Consider the following 19421-nt stretch of genomic DNA (forward strand, 5'->3'; position numbering starts at 1 on the left):
GAACCTCGAACACAACAACCCCTGATCAAGTCAGGCATTGCAACGATCCCTAGAACCGAAGGGCGTTAACAAGGGGCCCTTCCTTGCGCGTCAGGCGCGGGCGCGGTTGACGGCGCTGGTGACCGCCCGGATCGAGGCGGTGACGATGTTGGCGTCGGTGCCGACGCCCCAGACCGTACGGCCGTCCACCTCGCACTCCACGTACGCGGCGGCCTGCGCGTCCCCGCCGGAGGAGAGCGCGTGCTCGTGGTAGTCGAGCACCCGTACGCCCACCCCGACCGACTGGAGCGCGTTGACGTACGCGTCGATCGGGCCGTTGCCGATCGCGGTGAGCGACCGGTGCTCGCCGCCGACACCGACTTGGGCCTCGATCTCCACCTTGCCCTCGGCGGTGCCGATCGTGTAGCCGGTCAGGCTGACCGCCGGGTCGGGCTGGTGGTCCAGCAGGTAGTGCGTCGCGAAGATCTCCCACATGGCGCCCGGGTCGACCTCGCCGCCGTCGTGGTCGGTGACCTGCTGCACCACGCCGGAGAACTCGATCTGGAGCCGGCGGGGCAGGTCGAGCTGGTGCTCGGTCTTCATGATGTACGCGATGCCGCCCTTGCCGGACTGCGAGTTGACCCGGATGACCGCCTCGTAGGTGCGGCCCAGGTCCTTCGGGTCGATCGGCAGGTAGGGCACCGCCCAGGTCTGCTCGTCGACCGGCACCCCGGCCGCCGCGGCGTCCCGGGTGAGGGCGTCGAAGCCCTTGTTGATGGCGTCCTGGTGCGAGCCGGAGAAGGCGGTGTAGACGAGGTCTCCGGCGTACGGGTGGCGCTCGTGCACCGGCAGTTGGTTGCAGTACTCGACGGCCCGCTTGACCTCGTCGATCCGGGAGAAGTCGATCATCGGGTCGATGCCCTGGGAGAAGAGATTCAGCCCGAGCGTGACCAGGTCGACGTTGCCGGTGCGCTCGCCGTTGCCGAACAGGCAGCCCTCGATCCGGTCCGCGCCGGCGAGCAGGCCCAACTCGGCGGCGGCTACGCCGGTGCCCCGGTCGTTGTGCGGGTGCAGGCTCAGCACCAGGCTGTCCCGGCGGGGCAGGTGCCGGTGCATCCACTCGATCGAGTCGGCGTACACGTTCGGCATGGCCATCTCGACGGTGGCCGGCAGGTTGATGATCAGCTTCCGGTCCGGGGTTGGGTCGATCACGTCGATCACCCGGGAGCAGACCTCCAGCGCGTACTCCAGCTCGGTGCCCGTGTAGGACTCCGGCGAGTACTCGTAGTGGATGTCGGTGTCCGGGGTGTGGATCTCGGCGTACTTCTGGCACAGCCGCGCGCCGGAGGTGGCGATGTCGGTGATGCCGTCCCGGTCGAGGCCGAAGACCACGCGGCGCTGCAACGTCGACGTCGAGTTGTAGAAGTGCACGATGGCCCGCTTCGCCCCGCGCAGCGACTCGAAGGTCCGCTCGATCAGGTGCTCACGGCACTGGGTGAGCACCTGGATGGTGACGTCGTCCGGGATCATGTCCTGCTCGATCAGCTGCCGGACGAAGTCGAAGTCGGTCTGGCTGGCCGACGGGAAGCCGACCTCGATCTCCTTGTACCCCATCTGGACCAGCAGCTGGAACATCCGGCGCTTGCGCTCCGGCGACATCGGGTCGATCAGCGCCTGGTTGCCGTCGCGCAGGTCGACCGCGCACCACCGGGGTGCGGTCTCGACGTGCCGGGTGGGCCAGGTGCGGTCCGGCAGGTCGAGGCGGAACTGCTGCCGGTACGGCTGGTAGCGGTGGTACGGCATCCGGCTGGGGCGCTGCCGGGCGATCGGATCGGTCTCAGCGTCGGTGGCAGGTTGAGCCATCTCGGAGTGCTCCCTGGAACATGTGGCGTCAGCAGATCGGAAGGTGTCGGCGAGATGCCGGGCGACGGTGCGCGGCGGTGCCGAGGAGAAGTTCGGATTGCTGGACGGCGCGGTTCAACTCCGCGACGAGGTGCCGGCCGGTCAGGCCTCGTCGCGGCAGCGAAGAAGAAGGTACGCCCGCCACATGACAAGGTCACCCTACGTGGTGAGGCCGGCAGTGGGTAGCCAGGTCCGGACTATGGGACCGGCGTCATGGCCGGCTCCGGGGCATGGGAACCCAGCCTCGGCGTCCGTCCGGCCCAGGCCACCGCCGGTACGATCGCCAGCCCGACCAGCACGAAGATCGCTGCCGCCGGTAACCAGCCCCAGCCGCCGGTGGTCACGCCGAGCGCGGTCAGCCCCGCCGGAGCGATCAGGTACTGCACCTGCTCGCCGAGCCGCAGCGCCCCCACGTACGCGCCGCGCTGGTCGTCCGGCGGAAGGGTGGCGGTGAGCCCCCAGGTGCCCGCCGACTCGATCAACTCGGCCAGGATCAGCAACGTCGCGGCGGCCACCAGCACCACGACGGTGAGCCAGCCCCGGGTGACCTTCGAGATCGGCAGGACCAGGCAGGCCAGGGCGATCAGCAGGGCACCCCGTCGAGAGGCCCGGGCCGCGCCTGCGGCGGTGTCGGCGCCCTGGCTGATGCGTACCTGGAGCAGCACGATCAGGACCGTGTTGAGCAGCACCAGGGCGGCGATCACCGTCTTCGGGGCGTCGGTGTGGGTGAGGATCCACAGCGGCATCACCGTCAGGTAGAGCACCCCGTGCGCGGTGAGCAGCCCGGACAGCAGGGACACCGCCATGAACGGCCGGTCCCGCAGCACGGCGAGCCGACTCATCGGCTCCACCGGCCGCGCCACCTGCGGAAGCCGGGGCAGTCGTCGTACGAACAGGGCTGTCACCAGGATCACGGCCGCGATGAACCAGACCATTCCCCGGTACGCCTCGATCGTGTCCACCGCCAGCACCAGGCCGCTGATCACCGCGCCCAGCCCGAATCCGACGTTCAGCGACGAACGCTGGTACGCCATCGCCGTGACCCGTTCGGCCGGCGGGAGCGCGTTGATCGAGTAGACCTGCCGGGCCACGCCGGTCGACGCGTCCACGGCCGCCAGCGCCACCACCACGGCGAGGAAGCTCGCGAAGCCGCCCACGAACGGGTACGTGGCGAAGAGCGCGGCGTCCAGCACCAGCCCGACGATCCAGACCCGCTGCGGTCCGTACCGGTCGGTGAGCCCGCCCAGCGGCACGGTACCCAGCAGCGACACCCCCGCCGCGATGGACAGGCCCAGCCCGACCTGGGCGGCGCTGAGCCCGAGCGCCCGGGTGAAGAAGACGGCGCTGCCGGCGTGGAACAGGCCGCTGCCGACGGCGTAGACCATGGCCTGCACGGCCAGCGCGCGGGTCAGCCCGGCCGGCGGTACGACGTTTCGGACAGCGGTGCGGATGGTGTCTCTGGCCCCCATGGCCGAGAAGTGAACCGGGACCCAGGAGATCGGTCGAGCCTTTTAGGCTGAACCGAATCCTGCCCCCCGGGAGGGCGCGTGTCCGAATTGCGGTTCAGTCTCGCCGACGTGGCGGGCGTGCGGCTCGCCGTGTCGCCGGTCAACGAGACGGTCCTGAGCATGTGGGCGCTGGCCGACCCGGTCCGCTATCCGGTGCACCTGCCCTGGGTCGACCGCGCCCGGGTGACCCTGCGCCGTCCCGAGGTCGCCGCCCGGGTCCGACCGCTGACGGAGCTGACCTGGCGGGGTTGCCCGTTGCCCGACTTCCTCACCCCGGCGGCCCGCCCGAAGGTGGAGATGGCCGAGCAGCTTGACCAGATCGCGGCGACGCCGCCGGCCGTGGTGGTCCGGGACCTGCTGGCGACCACCCCGCGCCGGCCGCTGAGCCCGTTCGGGCAGGCGCTGCTCACCGACCCCCGTGGGCTGCTGCCGCAGCTCGTCGACGCGGTGCGGGTCTGGCACGACGAGGCGATCGCCCCGGACTGGCTGCGAATACGGGCGCTGCTCGACGCCGACGTGGCGTACCGGGCCGCCCAGCTCGCCGAGAACGGTGCCGGTCGGTTCTTCGAGCAGCTCCACCCGAGCCTGCGCTGGCTCGGCGACCGGGTGGTCAGCGACGACCCGTTCGAGCTGGACTTCGACCTGCGGGGCCGTGGGTTGGCGCTGAACCCGACGGTGTTCACCGAACGGCGGGTGCTGTGGAACCTGCTGGAGGACTCGCTGCCGGCCGGCGCGTACCCGGTCCGGGCGGTCGGGACGCTCTGGGAGGCGACCACGCCGCCGCCCGGCGACCCGCTGGCACGGGTGATCGGCCCCGGCCGGGCCGCGCTGCTGCACCTGCTCGACACGGCGACCACCACCACCGACCTGGCCCGACTCACCGGGATGTCCGCCGGAAACGTCTCCCAGCACCTGGCCGCGCTGCACGCCGCCGGCCTGGTGGGACGATCTCGACAGGGTCGGCACGTCCTCTACGGCAACACCGACGCCGCGATGGTCCTGCTTCGGGCCAGCCGCTGCGGGTGACCCGACCCGGTCGGGGCGGCTCAGGCGAGGAGCAGGTCGGCGAGCGGCCGGCGACGGCGCAGTTCGGCCTCCCGACCCAGCAGGTCCTCGGGGAGCGCGAACGGGTCGCCGAGCTGGCCGACGGCGACCACCACCATGGGTCGGACGCCGACCGCGAGGTCCAGTTCGGTGGCGACGCCGGCCCGGTCGAAGCGGGTGAGCTGGTGCACGTGCAGGCCGAGCGCGGTGGCCTGCACGGTCAGGTGGGCGACGGCCTGGCCCAGGTCGTACGCGGCCCGTTCCGGGTCGCCGCCGGTGTGCGCGCCGAGCAGCAGCGCGGCGGCGTGCCGTGCCCAGCGCTGGTCGCCGCTCGGGAGGCCGACCAGGATCCGCTTCCAGGTGCCGTCCTCCCGGTGCCCGAGGGCGAACCGCCACGGCTGGGCGTTGCCCGCCGAGGGTGCCCAGCGGGCGGCCTCCAGCAGGGAGGTGGCCTCGTCCTCGGTGAGCGCCGCAGTCGGGTCGAACGAGCGGGGGCTCCAGCGGAAGGCGAGCAGCGGGGTGAGGTCGGCCATACCGAGATCGTGCTTTATGGGTGTTTCGCTCCTTGGCTCGGGCTCGGCAAATGTGGTCAATGGCACCCGTAACGGGATGAAGATCAGGGCGTTCCCGCGCTCGGGCTCTCGGACGCGTCGGGGGTCGGCGGCGCCGCAGTGCCCAACGGCTCCGCGTCCGTCACCGGCCCGGCCAACTGCACGGTCGCGGGTGCCGGGCCGGGCGGTCCGGCCAGCTTCAGCGTGCCGGAACCGGTGCGTACCCCGGTCGGCGTGCCGTCCCGGTCGTAGCAGTAGATCCCCACATCGAGTGGAGCGTTGAGCGACGCCAGGGTGGAGTCGACCGAGTAGCACGTGCCGGTGAGGCCGGCCGGCGGCTGCGCCGGGGAGACGGCGAGGGGGGCCCGCCGGTCGGTGAGCACGTCCAGCCAGTCGGTGAGCGGATGCTGGACGCGGGGATCCAGCCGGCGCGGGAGGGTGTCGTCCCGCTCGCCGAGGCGTACGCACCCCGCCGGCTCGGTCCGGGTCGCCGATGGCAGGACGCACTGGAACAGCCCGTCGGCGGTCGCGGCGAGTGAGACGTCGGCGCTGCCACCGAGTGCGCCGCCCGGCACGTCGACCCGCCAGCTGCCGTCCTCGGCGCTGGTGAACAGGATCGTCCGCTCCGACCCCTCGCCGCTGCTGAACGTATAGCGGGCCACCAGGTGGCGGTCCTGGGCCGCGGCGGCCAGCGCGGCCAGCTCGTCGCGGGCGGCGTCGACCGCGAGCGGCCCCGAGTCGGTCGGCGGCGGTGGGGGTGGCGGTTGCTGCGTGCCGCAGGCGACCAGGAGCGCCGACAGGGCGAGCGCGGTCGGCCCGAGCACGCGGCGGGCGGGGCGGAGGAGGGCGGACACGGGCTCATTCTGCGCGGTACGGGCGGCCGGCGGGGACCGGTGCGGAAGCGACCCGTCCCGGCGTGTCGGGCCGCGTACCGCCGAAGCCACCGGGCCGCCGCACGACGCCGGGCGGCGGGCCGCGCCGGCCGGATGGTGGGATCACCTGACCCGGCGCCGGGGCCCGACCGATACCCTGGACGGGTCTGACACGCGCCGCCGGCCCCGGTTCCGGCGGCGTCGGCACGCTCAGGGTCGCTGGGAGGGAGTGCACGTCGTGGCACTCGTGGTGCAGAAGTACGGCGGGTCCTCCGTCGGCAACGCCGAGCGGATCAAGCGGGTGGCCGAGCGCATCGTCGCTGCCCGCAAGGCCGGCGACGACGTCGTGGTGGTGGTCTCCGCGATGGGCGACACCACCGACGAGTTGCTCGACCTGGCCAACCAGGTCAGCCCGCTGCCGCCGGGCCGCGAGCTCGACATGCTGCTCACCGCCGGGGAGCGGATCTCCATGGCGCTGCTCGCCATGGCCATCCATAACCTGGGGTACGAGGCCCGCTCGTTCACCGGCTCGCAGGCCGGCGTCATCACGACCTCGGTGCACGGCCGCGCGCGGATCATCGATGTCACCCCCGGGCGGCTCAAGGGCGCGCTCGACGAGGGCTCGGTGGTCATCGTCGCCGGCTTCCAGGGCGTCTCACAGGACACCAAGGACGTCACCACGCTGGGCCGGGGTGGATCCGACACCACGGCCGTGGCGCTCGCCGCCGCGCTGCACGCCGACGTCTGCGAGATCTACACCGACGTGGACGGCATCTTCAGCGCCGACCCGCGCATCGTGCCGAACGCCCGGCACATCCGGCAGATCACCTACGAGGAGATGCTGGAGCTGGCGGCCTGCGGCGCCAAGGTGCTGCACCTGCGTAGCGTGGAGTACGCCCGCCGGGCGGGCTTGCCGATCCACGTCCGTTCGTCATACTCGACCAACACCGGCACGATGGTCACCGGATCGATGGAGGACCTTCCCGTGGAGCAAGCACTGATCACCGGGGTCGCCCACGACCGCAGTGAAGCCAAGATCACGATCGTCGGCGTGCCCGACGAGCCGGGCGCCGCCGCACGGATCTTCGACACCGTCGCGGGCGCTGAGATCAACATCGACATGATCGTGCAGAACGTCTCCACCGAGGGCACCGGCCGGACGGACATCTCGTTCACCCTGCCCAAGACCGACGGTCCCACCGCGATGGCCGCGCTCAGCAAGATCCAGGAGTCGGTCAAGTTCAAGGGCCTGCTCTACGACGACCACGTCGGCAAGGTGTCGCTGATCGGCGCCGGCATGCGTTCGCACCCGGGCGTGGCCGCGGGCTTCTTCGCCGCGCTCGGCGCGGCGGGTGTGAACATCGAGATGATCTCCACCTCCGAGATCCGGGTCTCCGTCGTCTGCCGGGACACCGACCTCGACGCGGCCGTCCGTGCCATCCACGACGCGTTCGAGCTCGGCGGCGACACCGAAGCCGTGGTCTACGCGGGGACGGGTAGGTAGCGCCGATGACGGCGCTGCCCACCCTTGCCGTGGTCGGGGCGACCGGTGCCGTGGGCACCGTGATGTGTGAGCTGCTCACCGGGCGTCGCAACGTCTGGGGTGAGATCCGGCTGCTCGCCTCCGAGCGCTCCGCCGGGCGGCGGGTGCGCTGCCGGGGCGAGGAACTCACCGTCCAGGCGCTCACCCCCGAGGCGTTCGACGGGGTCGACGTGGCCATGTTCGACGTGCCCGACGAGATCTCCGCCCACTGGGCGCCGATCGCGGTCAGCCGCGGCGCGATCGCCGTCGACAACTCCGGCGCCTTCCGGATGGACCGCGACGTCCCGCTGGTCGTGCCGGAGATCAACCCGGAGCAGGTCCGCAACCGACCGCGGGGCATCATCGCCAACGCCAACTGCACCACCCTCGGGATGATCGTGGCGGTCGCGCCACTGCACCGCGAGTACGGGCTGCGGGAGCTGGTGCTCGCCTCCTACCAGGCGGTCTCCGGCGCCGGTCAGGCCGGCGTCGACGCCCTGCACGCCCAGCTCGTCAAGATCGCCGGGGATCGTGGGCTCGGCTCGCGTACCGGGGACGTGCGGCAGGCGGTCGGCGACGAGCTGGGCCCGTTCCCGGCGCCGCTGGCGCTCAACGTCGTGCCCTGGGCCGGCTCGCCGGCCGACGGCGGCTGGTCGTCGGAGGAGATGAAGGTCCGCAACGAGTCGCGGAAGATCCTCGGGCTGCCCGACCTCAAGGTCTCGGCGACCTGCGTCCGGGTGCCGGTGGTGACCGGTCACTCGGTGGCGGTGCACGCGGTGTTCGCCACCGAGGTGGACGCCGAGGGCGCCCGCGAGGCCCTGCGCAACGCACCCGGCGTGATCCTGGTCGACGACCCGGCCGCCGGCGAGTTCCCGATGCCGATCGACGCGGTGGGCACCGACCCGTCCTGGGTCGGCCGGATCCGCCGTGCCCTGGACGACCCGCGCGCCCTGGACCTCTTCATCACCGGCGACAACCTGCGCAAGGGCGCCGCCCTCAACACCGCCCAGATCGCCGAACTCCTGGCCAAGGAACTGACCCCCCGCCCCTGAGGGTCCCTCCCCGCGGGCGGTTCAGGCGGCGGAGAGGCGCACGCCGTCGCGGCCGTGGCGCTTGACGGCGTAGAGGGCCTGGTCGGCGCGGCGCAGGGTGCGCTCCGGTGACTCGCCGGGGCGGGGCAGGGCCACACCGACGCTGATGGTGCGACCGGTGCGCCGCGCCGCCTCGGTCAGCCGCTCCGCGATCCGGACCGCCTCCTCCGGGCGGTTCACCTCGATCACCGCGACGAACTCGTCGCCACCGATCCGGTACAGCTCGTCGCCGTGGCGCAGCGCGCCCTCCAACGCCCGGGCCAGCCCGACCAGCACCCGGTCGCCGGCCTGATGACCGTAGGTGTCGTTGACGGTCTTGAAACCGTCCACGTCGATCGCCAGCAGGGCCGTACGCCCGGGCGTGGCCGCCGCGATCCGCCGGCCGAACGGGCCGGTGTGCCCCAACCCGGTCAGCGGATCGGAGCTGGCCTGCTCGCGTAGCCGGGCGAGGGTGCGTAGCCGGTCCAGGCTGGTCCACGCCTGCCCGGCGAGCAGCTCCATCAGGTTCACCGTGGTCGGGTCGGGGCGCAGCAGCCGCTCGTCGGCGACCAGCAGCACCCCGCCGCCGTCCGGCGGCCCGACCGGCACCGCGACCAGCGTGCGTACCCCGGCCCGGGTCAGCGGCCGGTAGTCCTCGGTCGGGGGATGCCCCGCCTCACCCAGCGTGTACCCGGCACCGTGCCGGTGTGCCCGGTCGACCATCCGGCCCAGTGCCGCCGGGCCGGCCTCGGCCAGCTCGGCCCGGATCCGGCCCTCCAACTCGCCCGGGACCTGCGGCGGCGGCCCCGGCCGACCGGCGATCAGCAACACCGCGGCGGACAGGGTGGAGACGTCCCGGGCGGCACAGATCGCCGTGGTCAGCAGGTCCCACTCGGTCGGCGCGGAGGAGAGCGCGGCGGCGTGCCGGAGCAGCTTCTCGCTGCGGCTCTCCGCCGGCGGGCCGCCGAGCGCGACGATCCGGGCGCCGAGCCGGGCGGCCAGACGCTGCGCCGTCTCCCGCCACGGCCCGAGGTCGACCGGCTCCCGCCACTGGAGATCGAGGACGCCCAGCGGCCGGCCCGCCGGGTCCAGCACCGGCACGCACAGCTCCGCGGTCACGTCCGGGCGCACCGGGAGGTAGTCCGGATCCTCGGTGACGTCTCCCACGGCGGCGGCGACGCCCGAGGCGTACACCCGCCCGACGATTCCGGTCTTCGGCGGCACGGTGGCGAAGACCTGCCAGGCGCCGGTGGCCGCGACGCAGCGCAGCCGGTCGTGGACCTGGAGCAGCACGGAGATGGTGGCGGGGGTGTACCGGGCCAGTGCGGTGACGGTCCACTGGCAGGCCTCGAGCGCGGTCGACGCCATCGGGAGGCGGACCGTGACGTCACGGATGACTCGCTGGTGATCCACTCGCACGTCGTTCCAGGTAGGGGAGGGGGCCGGCCGGCGGCGGGCCTGCGCGATCAAGCGTACTCACGGCGGAGCGGCAGCCGGGCGTTCTTCGTACACATGTGCCATCCACAGGCTGTGGACGCAGCCTGTGGGCGGAGCGGCGTGCCGCGCCGGTGGCCGGCGGCGACATGACGTCGGCGTGTCACCGGTCGACACCGGCGGCCACCCCCGCGAGTCGTCGCGCGGCGATAGCGTGGAGTTCCCGGTGTCGAGGAGGCGTGCCGATGCTCATCGCCCAGCTCAGTGACCCGCACCTGACCACCGGCGCGCTCGCCGCGGAGCCGGCCGCCGGGCTGCACCGCGCGCTCGGCCGGGTGCTGGCGCTGCGACCCCGCCCGGACTGCGTGGTGATCAGCGGTGACCTGGTGGAGCACGGCCGCCCGGACGAGTACGCCGCCCTGCGGGAGATGATCAACCGGTTCCCGCTGCCGGTGCACCTCGTGGCAGGCAACCACGACGACCGGGAGTCACTGCTCGACGCGTTCGGCGGGACGCCCTGGCTCGGTGGGGGGTTCTCCGCGTACTACCACGTCGACCACGAGGCGGCGACCATCGTGGTGCTCGACTCCAGCGTCCCCGGCAGCGGCGGCGGGCAGCTCGGCGAGGAGCAGATCGCCTGGCTGGACGGCGTCCTCGCCGGGCGATCCGAGGTGCCCGCCCTGGTCTGCCTGCACCACCCGCCGGTCGCCGTGGGCATCCCGGCCGCCGACGCCATCCGGCTGGCCGACGGCGACGCCCTCGCCGAGGTGGTCGGCCGGCACGGGCACGTCGTCCGGGTGGCCGCCGGGCACCTGCACCGCCAGGCCACCGCGGGGTACGCCGGCACGATCCTCACCGTGGCCCCCAGCACCTGGCGGCAGAGCTCGCTCACCATGAGCGGCGACGAGGAGATCGGCTGGGTCGCCGAGCCGACGGCCTTCCTGCTGCACTCGGTGCAGGTGGGCAACTGCGTCACACACACGGTGCAGGTCAGCCACGCCGCCGGCCAGTTCTGCGGCTTCTGAGCGGCTCGCGGTGGTCGGCGTCGAGGCCCGACGGGTCTGGTACGTGGCGTACGGCTCGAACATGCACGCGGCCCGACTGGCGTGGTACCTCAACGGCGGCTGCCCGCCCGGCGGGCGGCGCACCTACCCGGGCTGCCGCGACCCCCGCCCGCCGAGCCGGATGGTGCCGGTGTCGCTGCGCGGCGGGATCTACTTCGCCGGTGAGTCCGCGGCCTGGACGGGTGGGATGGCCTTCTACGACCCGTGGCTGCCGGGCCGGGCGGCGGCCCGGGCGTACCTGGTGACGATCGGGCAGTTCACCGACATCGCGGCCCAGGAGATGTACCGGCCGCCGGGCGACGCGGTCGAGCCGGTCGGAGCGACCGCCGCGGCGATCGACGCGGCCGTGGCCGACGGTCGGGCCACCCTCGGCCCGGGGCGTTACGAGACACTGGTCTGCCCCGGCCATCGTGCGGGCCTGCCGATGCTCACCTTCACCGCGCCGGCGTCGGCATCCACCGTGGATTGCCGGGCTCCGGCGGCCGCCTACCTCGGCATGATCGCCCGCGGCCTGCGCGAGGCGCACGACTGGCCAGCCGACCGCATCGCCGGCTACCTGGCCGAACGGCCCGGCGTGGCGGGCGGCTGGTCGCAGCCGGCCGTCCACGAACTGGTCGCGGCGGCGCTGGCCGCCACCTGATCTCCTCTGTGTCGTCATCGGCCGGTCACGCCTGCCCCGCGCGGCCGCCCGTTCCGTGTCATCGTGCGTATTCGCAGCTCTGATGTGCTGCCCGGGTCGACCGGCCGCCGTCTGAATGAGAGGCTGTCCGGGCGGGCAGCGGCCCCCAACCGCTGCCACCCGCGACCGACCCTTCCGACGGCGTCGGTCGGCGGCCCGGTCGACCCACCGTCCGGGCACCGCACGCGCCGATTCTCACGAGGAGTTCCATGTCCATCCCCGGGATGCGTCGGGCCGGCATCGGCCTGACCGCACTCGCGGTGGCCGCGTTCGGCGCGGTCGCCAGCACCCCCGAGCAGGCGGACGCGCGGCCGAAGCCGGTCGACGTCAGCCTGCTGGCCCTCAACGACTTCCACGGCAACCTCGAACCCCCGACCTCGTCCAGCGGCACGATCGCCGGGCAGACCGCGGGCGGCGTCGAGTACCTGGCGACGCACCTGGCCGAGCTTCGGGCCGGCGCCAAGAACAAGAACACCGTCACGGTCGCCGCCGGTGACCTCATCGGCGCCTCGCCGCTGCTCTCCGCCGCGTTCCACGACGAGCCCACCATCGAGGCGCTGACCATGGCCGGGCTGGACTACGCCAGCGTCGGCAACCACGAGTTCGACGAGGGCGCCGACGAACTGCTGCGGATCCAGAACGGCGGCTGCCACCCGGTGGACGGCTGCGCCGACGGCACCCCGTACGAGGGTGCGGGCTTCCAGTACCTGTCGGCCAACGCGTTCAAGACCGAGACCGGTCGCCCGCTGCTGCCCCCGTACGCCATCCACAAGGTGCAGGGCGTCAAGATCGGCTTCATCGGGATGACCCTGGAGGGCACCCCGCAGATCGTCAGCCAGCAGGGCGTCGCCGGGCTCACCTTCGCCGACGAGGCGGAGACCGCCAACCGGTACGCCCGCGAGCTGCGCCGTCGCGGTGTCGAGACGATCGTCGTCCTGCTGCACGAGGGCGGCGCACAGGCGGCCGGCGGCGGGATCAACGACTGCGTCGGCCTGACCGGCCCGATCGTGGACATCACCAACCGGATGGACCCGTCCATCGACGTGGTGGTCAGCGGCCACACCCACCAGGCGTACAACTGCGAGATCAACAACAAGCTGGTCACCAGCGCCAGCTCCTTCGGTCGCCTGGTCACCGACATCGACCTGAAGATCGACCGGCGTACCGGTGACGTGCTGTCCGCCGGTGCGGAGAACGTGGTGGTCACCCGGGACGTGGCGAAGGACCCGGCGCAGACCGAGCTGATCAACCGCTACAAGACCGTGCTCGGCCCGGTCGCCGACCGCCAGGTCGGCGAGACCACCACCGCGATCAACAAGACGCAGGAGAACCTGCTCGGCACCTGCTCTGCGCAGGCGCCTGCCTCCTGTGGAGAGTCGCCGCTCGGCAACCTGATCGCCGACGCCCAGCTCGCCGCCACCGACGACGAGCAGAACGCGGTCGCCGCCTTCATGAACCCGGGCGGGGTCCGGGCCGACCTGAACGCCGGGTCGGTCACCTACGAGGAGGCGTTCACGGTCCAGCCGTTCGCCAACAACCTGGTGACGCTCGACCTGACCGGCGCGCAGCTCTACTGCGTACTGGAGCAGCAGTTCGTCACCGGGCGGATTCTCTACCCGTCCTCGACCGTGCGCTACGTGGTCGACCTGAACGGCGCCACCGCGCCCGTGGCCGACCCGTGCGCCGGCACCCGGGTGGTCCGCGGCAGCCTCACCATCGGCGGCACCGCCGTCGACCCCGCCGCCACCTACCGGGTGACGGTGAACAACTTCCTGGCCGGCGGCGGTGACGGGTTCAGCGCGCTCACCGCGGGCACGAACCTGGTCACCGGCATGATCGACCTGGACGCGTTCGTGGCGTACCTGACCGCCCAGTCGCCGGTCTCCGCGCCGGCTCTGGACCGCATCCGCACCACCGCCGAGGTCCCCGCCGCCTGACGGACGACCCCGCGACGACGATCGGGCCCCGGAGCAGCCGCTCCGGGGCCCGATCCGTCCCGCCGTCGGGCGGGCCGGGACTCAGCGGTCGAGTGGGCCGGGTCAGCTGAGGCTGGCGGCCGGTTCGGCGGTGGGGGCGGTGAGCGAGGTCCGGCCGTCCTGAGCCGGGGAGAGCAGCCGGCGCAGCGAGAGCGCGATGAGCGAGGCGATCAGGCAGCCGCCGACCACCACGGCGACCCAGACCCGGCCGTGGGCGGCGCCGATCAGCGGGCCGGCGGTGACCGGGCCGACCACGCCACTGATCCCGAAGATCATCGAGCTCATGGCGTTGTACCGGCCGCGCAGCTCGTCGGTGGCGAGCGCGTTGGTCAGCGCCGGCATGACGGGCGACAGCATCGTCTCGCCGAAACCGAAGATCGCCGAGCAGGCCACCACGCCGACGGCGGCCAGCAGGGCGTTGCCGGGGCCGACCAGCCCGGCGGCGCCGAGGACCAGCCAGGCGGCGGCGAAGACCGCGCCGACCACGGCGAGTGCGCCGGTTCGGCTGCGTCCGTCCATCCGACGGATGACCAGCAGTTGGGCGAGCACGATCATCGCGGTGTTGCCGGCGAGCGCCCAGGCCACGACCCGGGGACTGACCTCGGCGACCCGCACGGCGTACGCGGCGAAGCCCACCTCGATCTGGGCGTAGCCGCAGGTGGTGAGCACCAGACCGAAGATCACCAGGCGGCGGAACGGACGGTCGCGGAGCACGGTCAGGTAGCCACCGGACGCGGGCCGGTCATCGGTCGCGAGCTGGGTGAGCCGGTGACCGACACCCGGCAGGGTGAGCAGGATCAGCGCCGGCATCAGGTAGCTCACCGCGTCCAGCAGGTAGATCGCCTGGAAGGTGCCGGGGCGGGTGACGTCGACGATCGCGCCCGAGGTCAGGCCGCCGATGCCGATGCCGAGGTTGAGCAGGGCGAAGTTGAGCCCGTAGACGCGTTGCCGCTCGCCGGCGTCGGTCAGCGAGGCGAGGATGGTGTTCTGCCCCGACCAGATCGCCGAACTGCCCACCGCGATCACCGTCATCACCAGGAAGGCCGAGCCGGTCGAGTGGACCAGCCCCAGCGAGCCGGTGCCGACCGCCTCGATCACCAGGCACGGCAGCACCACCCGGCGGGCGCCGAACCGGTCGATCAGCGTCCCGCCCAGGGGCGACAGAGCCAGGGTGACCGCGCCGAACCAGCCGATCACCAGGCCGGCGCGGGTGTCGGTGAGCCCACGCACGTCGGTGAGGTAGATGAACAGGAACGGCAGGGTCAGGCCGCGCCCGATCGCCGACAGCAGGGTGCCGACCAGCATGCGGCGGGCTTCGGGACGGCGGGGCAGGGCACGGCGCAACATGCGGCGATTCTCTGCGCCGGGTACGACGGGACGCGAGCGTTTTAGCTGTGGCTGACGTGTCCGGATCCCGGCCGGTGATCAGCACCACAGTGGTCGGTGGCCGGCCGTGGCCGTTCGTCCTGTCGGCCGGCTCTGCCATGCTGGCCGGATGACCGGCGCCTGGCGACACCTGCCCGCATCCGCCCGTGGGATCGCCGGTGCCGCCACCGACGCGGTGCAGGCGGCGCAGGGCCGCGACAGCGAGGCATTCGAGGCGGCGACCGCGCGACTCGTCGCCGCCGACGGCTCGGGTCTGGTCCTCGGCGCCGTGGTACGGCTGCTGCTCGAAGAGACCCACCCGGACGGGCTGGACGGCGATGACGTCCGGAAGGTGTTGGAGCGGTGCGTACGCGCGGCGGCGCAGTGGCGACCCGACGTCGACCCGCACGTGGTGCTGGTCCTGCTGGCCGGCGCGCTCGGTGTGTACGACCCGGACGGCGACGAGTCGCCTCCCGACCCGCCGGCCCTGGCCCGGCACGCGCCGCTGCTCGTCGCCGACCTGCTGGCCGCGAGCGGTAGGTCCCTGGACGTCTACCTGGCCGCCGCGTTCACCGAGATCGAACGCACCGAGCGGCAGGACTGAACGGTCCGAGCAGGCGACGGCGGCCCGGAGGCTGAGCCGCCGCCTGCCCCGGGGTCAGGCTGCCGCCCGCTCGGCAAGCACCTCCAGGTACTCCGCCGGGATGCGTACGGTGCCGTCCGTGGCGCTGTTGTGCACCCGCGCCAACTCCACCAGGTCGGCGTGCAGGTGCGGTCGCCGCTCCTCGGGCAGCGCCTCGAACGCCTTGAGCGTCGGCCCATAGTTGGCCCGGAAGAAGTCGGCGAACTCCTCCGGGCTGGTGAAGCGGAAGACGAACTCCCGACGTACCGCCCGCAGCTCACCCACCGAAGCGCCGAGCAGTTCGTGGACCCGGCCCTCGTCGCCCCACTGGACCGGCGCGCGCAACCCCGCGGGCGGCGGCACGTGCCGCCCCACCGTGCGGAACAGCTCGCCGATGAACCCCTGCGGCGTCCACGACGCCAGCGCCACGGTGCCGCCGGGCCGGCAGACCCGGACCAGCTCCGCCGCCGCCCGCTCCTGGTCGGGCGCGAACATCACCCCGACGACGGAGAGCACCGCGTCGAAGGAGCCGTCCGGGTACGCCAACCGCTCCGCGTCACCGGTCACGAAGGTGACCGGCAACCGCTCCGCGGCCGCCCGTGCGTGACCGCGTTCCAGCAGCTCGGGTACGTAGTCGACGCCGGTCACCAGGCAGCCGCAACGGGCAGCGGCGATGGCGGCGTTGCCGGTGCCGGTCGCCACGTCCAGCACCCGGGCGCCGGCCGGCAGATCGGCCGCCGTCACCAGCAGCTCGGACATCGGGTGGATGCGCGCGGCGACCGCGCCGTAGTCGCCGCTGGCCCAGGTCACCTGCTGGCGCGCCTTGACGGCGCTGAGATCGAGTGCGGTGGTCATCGGTGGTCCCCCTCGGACGGTTGGCTGTGTCACCGACGGTAGGCGGCACGGCACCCGGGGGGATCGGCAGAAACACCTATGTTGGGGGCACCAGGCCCTGCCGGCGGGCCACCGCGGCCGCCTGACCCCGGCTGGGCACCGCCAGCTTGTCGAGCACCGCCGAGACGTGGTGGCCGACGGTGCGTGCGGAGAGCGACAGCCGGGCCGCGATCTCGGCGTTGCTCAGCCCTTCGGCGAGCAGCGCCAGCACCTCGCCCTGCCGGACGGTCAGGCCCGTCGGGTGGGCGGCCGTCGTGGGGCGCGGCCCCCGCGGCACCCGGGCCAGCCCGCGTCCGCGCAGCTCGGCCCGGATCCGGCGGGCCACGGCCACTGCACCCAGCCCGTCCAGGATCCGCAGCGCCTCGCCGGCCGCCGGGCCGTCGCCGCAGGCCAGCGCCTCCGCCCGGGGGTACGCGCAACCGAGCCGGTCCCATTCGTCGGCCGCGCCGGCCCAGTCCCCCTCGACCAGTCGCCGGTACGGCGGCGCCAGCGCGCCGGTGTCCCCGACCGGCTCGCCGGCCCGCCACAGCCAGTACGCCAGCTCCCCGGCGAACCAGGGTTGCCCCGCCTCCACCGAGAGCCGGTGGCCGCGTCGCAGCTCGGCGAGCGTTCCTTCCGACTCCCCGGCCAACCAGTCGCGTTCCGCCAGCGCCGCGGCCACCGGCACGACGAACTGGAGTTCCCGGCTCTGCGCGGCCCAGCGCCCCGCCCTGTCCAGGTGGTCCATGGTCGGCTCGCCCCGGCGGGCGTTCAGGCGACTCAGCGCGACCAGGGCCGGCAGCAGGCTGCCACCGGGCTGCTCGGTGCCGGTCAGCGCCCGTTCGGCGTCGGCGCGGGCGCCGGCCCAGTCGCCGGTGGCCAGGCGCAGCCGGGCCCGGTAGCCGAGCAGGTGCCGGGCGTACCCGTCGAGGTCGCGGGCGGTGGCGAAGCGCAGCGCGCGTTCCAGCGCCTCGGCGGCGGGCACGACGCGTTGCCACTCCACCGACATTGTGGCCAGGTTGACCAGCGCCCGGGCCGCGTGGTCGTCGAGGTGGTGGGCGGCGGCCAGGGAGTGCCCCCGCTCCAGCTCGACGATGCCGGCCACGTCGCCGCTCTGCAGCCGGGCCGAACCGACGTTGACCAGTGCGTGCGCCTCGGTCTCCAGGTCGCCGAACCGTCGGGCCAGCTCCAGTGCCCGGCCACCCCAGTAGATCGCCCGGTCGTTGTCGTCGGCGAGCATGAGCAACTGCGACATGTTGCTGTACGCCATGGCGAGCTGAACGCCGGGGCCTGTGGACTCCAGCACCTGGACCGCCCGGCTGCCCGCTGCCCGGGCCGCCGTACTGTCCCCGGTCCACCAGGAGAGCCGGGACACCCACCGCAGGTTCTCGCCGATCCGCAGCGGGTCGCTCTCGGCCTCCCGCAGGGCCAGCGCGGACCGTCGGGCATCCAGCGCCTGCACGCCCAGCCCGGCCAGGTACGCGGCGGTCGCGTACGCCTCCAGCAGGTCGGCCCGGCGTGGCCCCGGCAGCCCGGCGGCGTGCGGGAGCGCGACGGCGTAGTGGTCCGCCGCCTGCCGGTGCGCGCCCGCGTTGCCGGCGACGCGGGCCGCCACCGGTGCCCAGCGCAGCACCGCGGCCGGGTCGTCGGCGTGGTGCGCGTGGTGCACCAACCGGGCGGCGTCCACGTCGGCGCGCGGGGTGAGCCGGGCCAGCACGGCGGCGTGCAGCGCGGCCCGGCGCACCGGGGAGAGTGACTCGCGCACGGCCCGGCCCAGCAGTTCGTGCCGGAACGCCACCGCGTTGCCCGCCGGCACCAGCACGCCCCGATCCAGGCACTCCTGCACGGCGGCCGGCGGTTGGTCGTCCAGCAGGTACGACTCCGCCCGGGAGGGGACCACCGAGACCAGGGTGGCCACCTCCCGGGCCGGCGGCGGCAGCGCGGCGAGTCGGGCCAGCATCAGATCGCGTACGGTCGCGGGCACTCCGGTCCCGGCGGCGGCCAGCACCTCGGTGACCAGCAGCGGGTTGCCGCCGGTGGCCCGGTACAGCCCGTCCGGGGCGCGGCCGGCGAGGCGGGCCAGCGCGGCGACGGCAGCCGTGGACAGCGCCGGAAGTGGCAGCCGGCGCAGCAGTGGCCGGGGCAGGCCGGCGAGCACGGCGTGCAGCGGGTGGTCCGCGCCGACCTCGTCGTCGCGAAGGGTCAGCACGAGCAGGACCGGGCAGCGGGTCAGCCGCCGCCCCAGGTAGGCGATCAGGTCCAGGGTGGCCCCGTCGGCCCAGTGCGCGTCCTCCACCACCAGCAGCGTCCGACGTCCGGGCCGGGCGTCGGTCAGCTCGTCGAGGAACGCGTCGAACACCGCACCCCGGCGTTCCGCCTCCGGTGCCACGTCGGCGTGCAGCGCGGCCAGTCGTTCGGCGAGTACCCCGCCGACCTGCCGTGCGACGTCGTGCAGCGGGCCCAGCGCGCGCGGGGTGAGCAGTGGATCGCAACTGCCCCAGAGCACCCGGGCCCGCGCGGCGGCCATCGCCGCGAACGCGGTGACCAGGGCGGACTTGCCGGCACCCGCCTCACCTGCGACGAGCGCGATCGCGCCGCCGGGGGAGGCCAGCAGCCCGTCCAGGGTGGCGAGCGCGTCCGCGCGCTCCAGCAGCTCCATCACTGTCGATGCTAGTCAGCGGGCTCCGCTCAGGGCGTCAGCCATCAGGACGGCGTCGATGGATCGCCGGATACGAATCAAGGCCCCTCCGTGGAGGGGCCTTGACCTTTGCTTACCTCTGGTCGGGGTGGCCGGATTCGAACCGACGACCTCTTCGTCCCGAACGAAGCGCGCTACCAAGCTGCGCCACACCCCGAGGCGTGCCGACAAATAGTAGCCCACCCGCCCCGATGGTCAAACTCGGTACCCCCGCCGCCGGGGCCAGCGCGACGCCCGTCACAAACCCGCGTGAGCCCCGCGC

Annotated in this window: 15 protein-coding genes and 1 tRNA gene; 7 read left to right on the forward strand and 9 right to left on the reverse strand. The window is 73.4% G+C overall.

What is annotated here, in order from left to right; translation table 11 throughout:
- Nucleotides 1–90 precede the first annotated feature (90 nt).
- Complete coding sequence (gene leuA, locus ACFOW4_RS17360; RefSeq protein WP_377528905.1) at nucleotides 91–1842, reverse strand: 2-isopropylmalate synthase; 1752 nt, start codon at nucleotides 1840–1842, stop codon at nucleotides 91–93.
- Between the two features lie 236 nt (nucleotides 1843–2078).
- Nucleotides 2079–3350: an MFS transporter gene (locus ACFOW4_RS17365; protein WP_377528907.1), complete on the reverse strand. Its 1272-nt coding sequence runs from the start codon at nucleotides 3348–3350 to the stop codon at nucleotides 2079–2081.
- Nucleotides 3351–3428: 78 nt separating this feature from the next.
- Between ACFOW4_RS17365 and ACFOW4_RS17370 the strand changes: the two genes are divergently transcribed.
- Nucleotides 3429–4415 carry an ArsR family transcriptional regulator gene (locus ACFOW4_RS17370; protein WP_377528909.1) on the forward strand — a complete coding sequence of 329 codons (987 nt, stop codon included), beginning with the start codon at nucleotides 3429–3431 and terminating at the stop codon, nucleotides 4413–4415.
- A 20-nt stretch (nucleotides 4416–4435) separates the two neighbouring features.
- Here the strand turns inward: ACFOW4_RS17370 and ACFOW4_RS17375 are convergent, their stop codons facing one another.
- On the reverse strand, nucleotides 4436–4966 hold the full coding sequence (locus ACFOW4_RS17375) for a nitroreductase family protein (RefSeq protein WP_377528912.1): 531 nt from the start codon (nucleotides 4964–4966) through the stop codon (nucleotides 4436–4438).
- Nucleotides 4967–5049: 83 nt separating this feature from the next.
- Nucleotides 5050–5838, reverse strand: coding sequence for a hypothetical protein (locus ACFOW4_RS17380; protein WP_377528914.1), 789 nt, complete (start codon nucleotides 5836–5838; stop codon nucleotides 5050–5052).
- 256 nt (nucleotides 5839–6094) lie between these two features.
- On the opposite strand from ACFOW4_RS17380, the gene ACFOW4_RS17385 reads away from it, so the two are divergent.
- The gene (locus ACFOW4_RS17385; RefSeq protein ID WP_377528916.1) at nucleotides 6095–7360 is read left to right on the forward strand and encodes an aspartate kinase; all 1266 of its coding nucleotides are present in this window, start codon (nucleotides 6095–6097) and stop codon (nucleotides 7358–7360) included.
- Between the two features lie 5 nt (nucleotides 7361–7365).
- Nucleotides 7366–8430, forward strand: coding sequence for an aspartate-semialdehyde dehydrogenase (locus ACFOW4_RS17390; RefSeq protein ID WP_377528918.1), 1065 nt, complete (start codon nucleotides 7366–7368; stop codon nucleotides 8428–8430).
- Between the two features lie 21 nt (nucleotides 8431–8451).
- On the opposite strand, the gene ACFOW4_RS17395 is transcribed toward ACFOW4_RS17390, so the two are convergent.
- The gene (locus ACFOW4_RS17395) at nucleotides 8452–9816 is read right to left on the reverse strand and encodes a diguanylate cyclase (RefSeq protein ID WP_377528920.1); all 1365 of its coding nucleotides are present in this window, start codon (nucleotides 9814–9816) and stop codon (nucleotides 8452–8454) included.
- A 311-nt stretch (nucleotides 9817–10127) separates the two neighbouring features.
- Here ACFOW4_RS17395 and ACFOW4_RS17400 point away from each other — a divergent pair, with 311 nt between their 5' ends.
- From ACFOW4_RS17400 to ACFOW4_RS17410, 3 genes are all read left to right on the forward strand, one after another.
- Nucleotides 10128–10907, forward strand: coding sequence for a phosphodiesterase (locus ACFOW4_RS17400; RefSeq protein ID WP_377528922.1), 780 nt, complete (start codon nucleotides 10128–10130; stop codon nucleotides 10905–10907).
- A gap of 10 nt (nucleotides 10908–10917) precedes the next feature.
- Nucleotides 10918–11586, forward strand: a complete 669-nt coding sequence (locus ACFOW4_RS17405; RefSeq protein ID WP_377528924.1) for a histone deacetylase — start codon at nucleotides 10918–10920, stop codon at nucleotides 11584–11586.
- A 248-nt stretch (nucleotides 11587–11834) separates the two neighbouring features.
- Entirely contained in the window at nucleotides 11835–13562 is a 1728-nt protein-coding gene (locus tag ACFOW4_RS17410; RefSeq protein WP_377528926.1) for a bifunctional metallophosphatase/5'-nucleotidase, read from the forward strand.
- Between the two features lie 102 nt (nucleotides 13563–13664).
- Here the strand turns inward: ACFOW4_RS17410 and ACFOW4_RS17415 are convergent, their stop codons facing one another.
- On the reverse strand, nucleotides 13665–14948 hold the full coding sequence (locus tag ACFOW4_RS17415) for an MFS transporter (protein WP_377528929.1): 1284 nt from the start codon (nucleotides 14946–14948) through the stop codon (nucleotides 13665–13667).
- Between the two features lie 148 nt (nucleotides 14949–15096).
- Here ACFOW4_RS17415 and ACFOW4_RS17420 point away from each other — a divergent pair, with 148 nt between their 5' ends.
- Nucleotides 15097–15570, forward strand: a complete 474-nt coding sequence (locus ACFOW4_RS17420; RefSeq protein WP_377528931.1) for a hypothetical protein — start codon at nucleotides 15097–15099, stop codon at nucleotides 15568–15570.
- A 54-nt stretch (nucleotides 15571–15624) separates the two neighbouring features.
- Here the strand turns inward: ACFOW4_RS17420 and ACFOW4_RS17425 are convergent, their stop codons facing one another.
- The 3 genes from ACFOW4_RS17425 to ACFOW4_RS17435 all read right to left on the reverse strand — a co-directional run bounded on the left by ACFOW4_RS17425 (nucleotide 15625) and on the right by ACFOW4_RS17435 (nucleotide 19316).
- Entirely contained in the window at nucleotides 15625–16443 is an 819-nt protein-coding gene (locus ACFOW4_RS17425; protein ID WP_377528933.1) for a class I SAM-dependent methyltransferase, read from the reverse strand.
- A 76-nt stretch (nucleotides 16444–16519) separates the two neighbouring features.
- Nucleotides 16520–19120, reverse strand: coding sequence for an ATP-binding protein (locus ACFOW4_RS17430; protein WP_377528935.1), 2601 nt, complete (start codon nucleotides 19118–19120; stop codon nucleotides 16520–16522).
- Between the two features lie 119 nt (nucleotides 19121–19239).
- Nucleotides 19240–19316: transfer RNA gene (locus tag ACFOW4_RS17435), tRNA-Pro, on the reverse strand.
- Nucleotides 19317–19421 lie beyond the last annotated feature (105 nt).

Origin of the sequence: Micromonospora sp. GCM10011542 (assembly GCF_042650685.1) — a bacterium.
Classification (GTDB): domain Bacteria; phylum Actinomycetota; class Actinomycetes; order Mycobacteriales; family Micromonosporaceae; genus Micromonospora.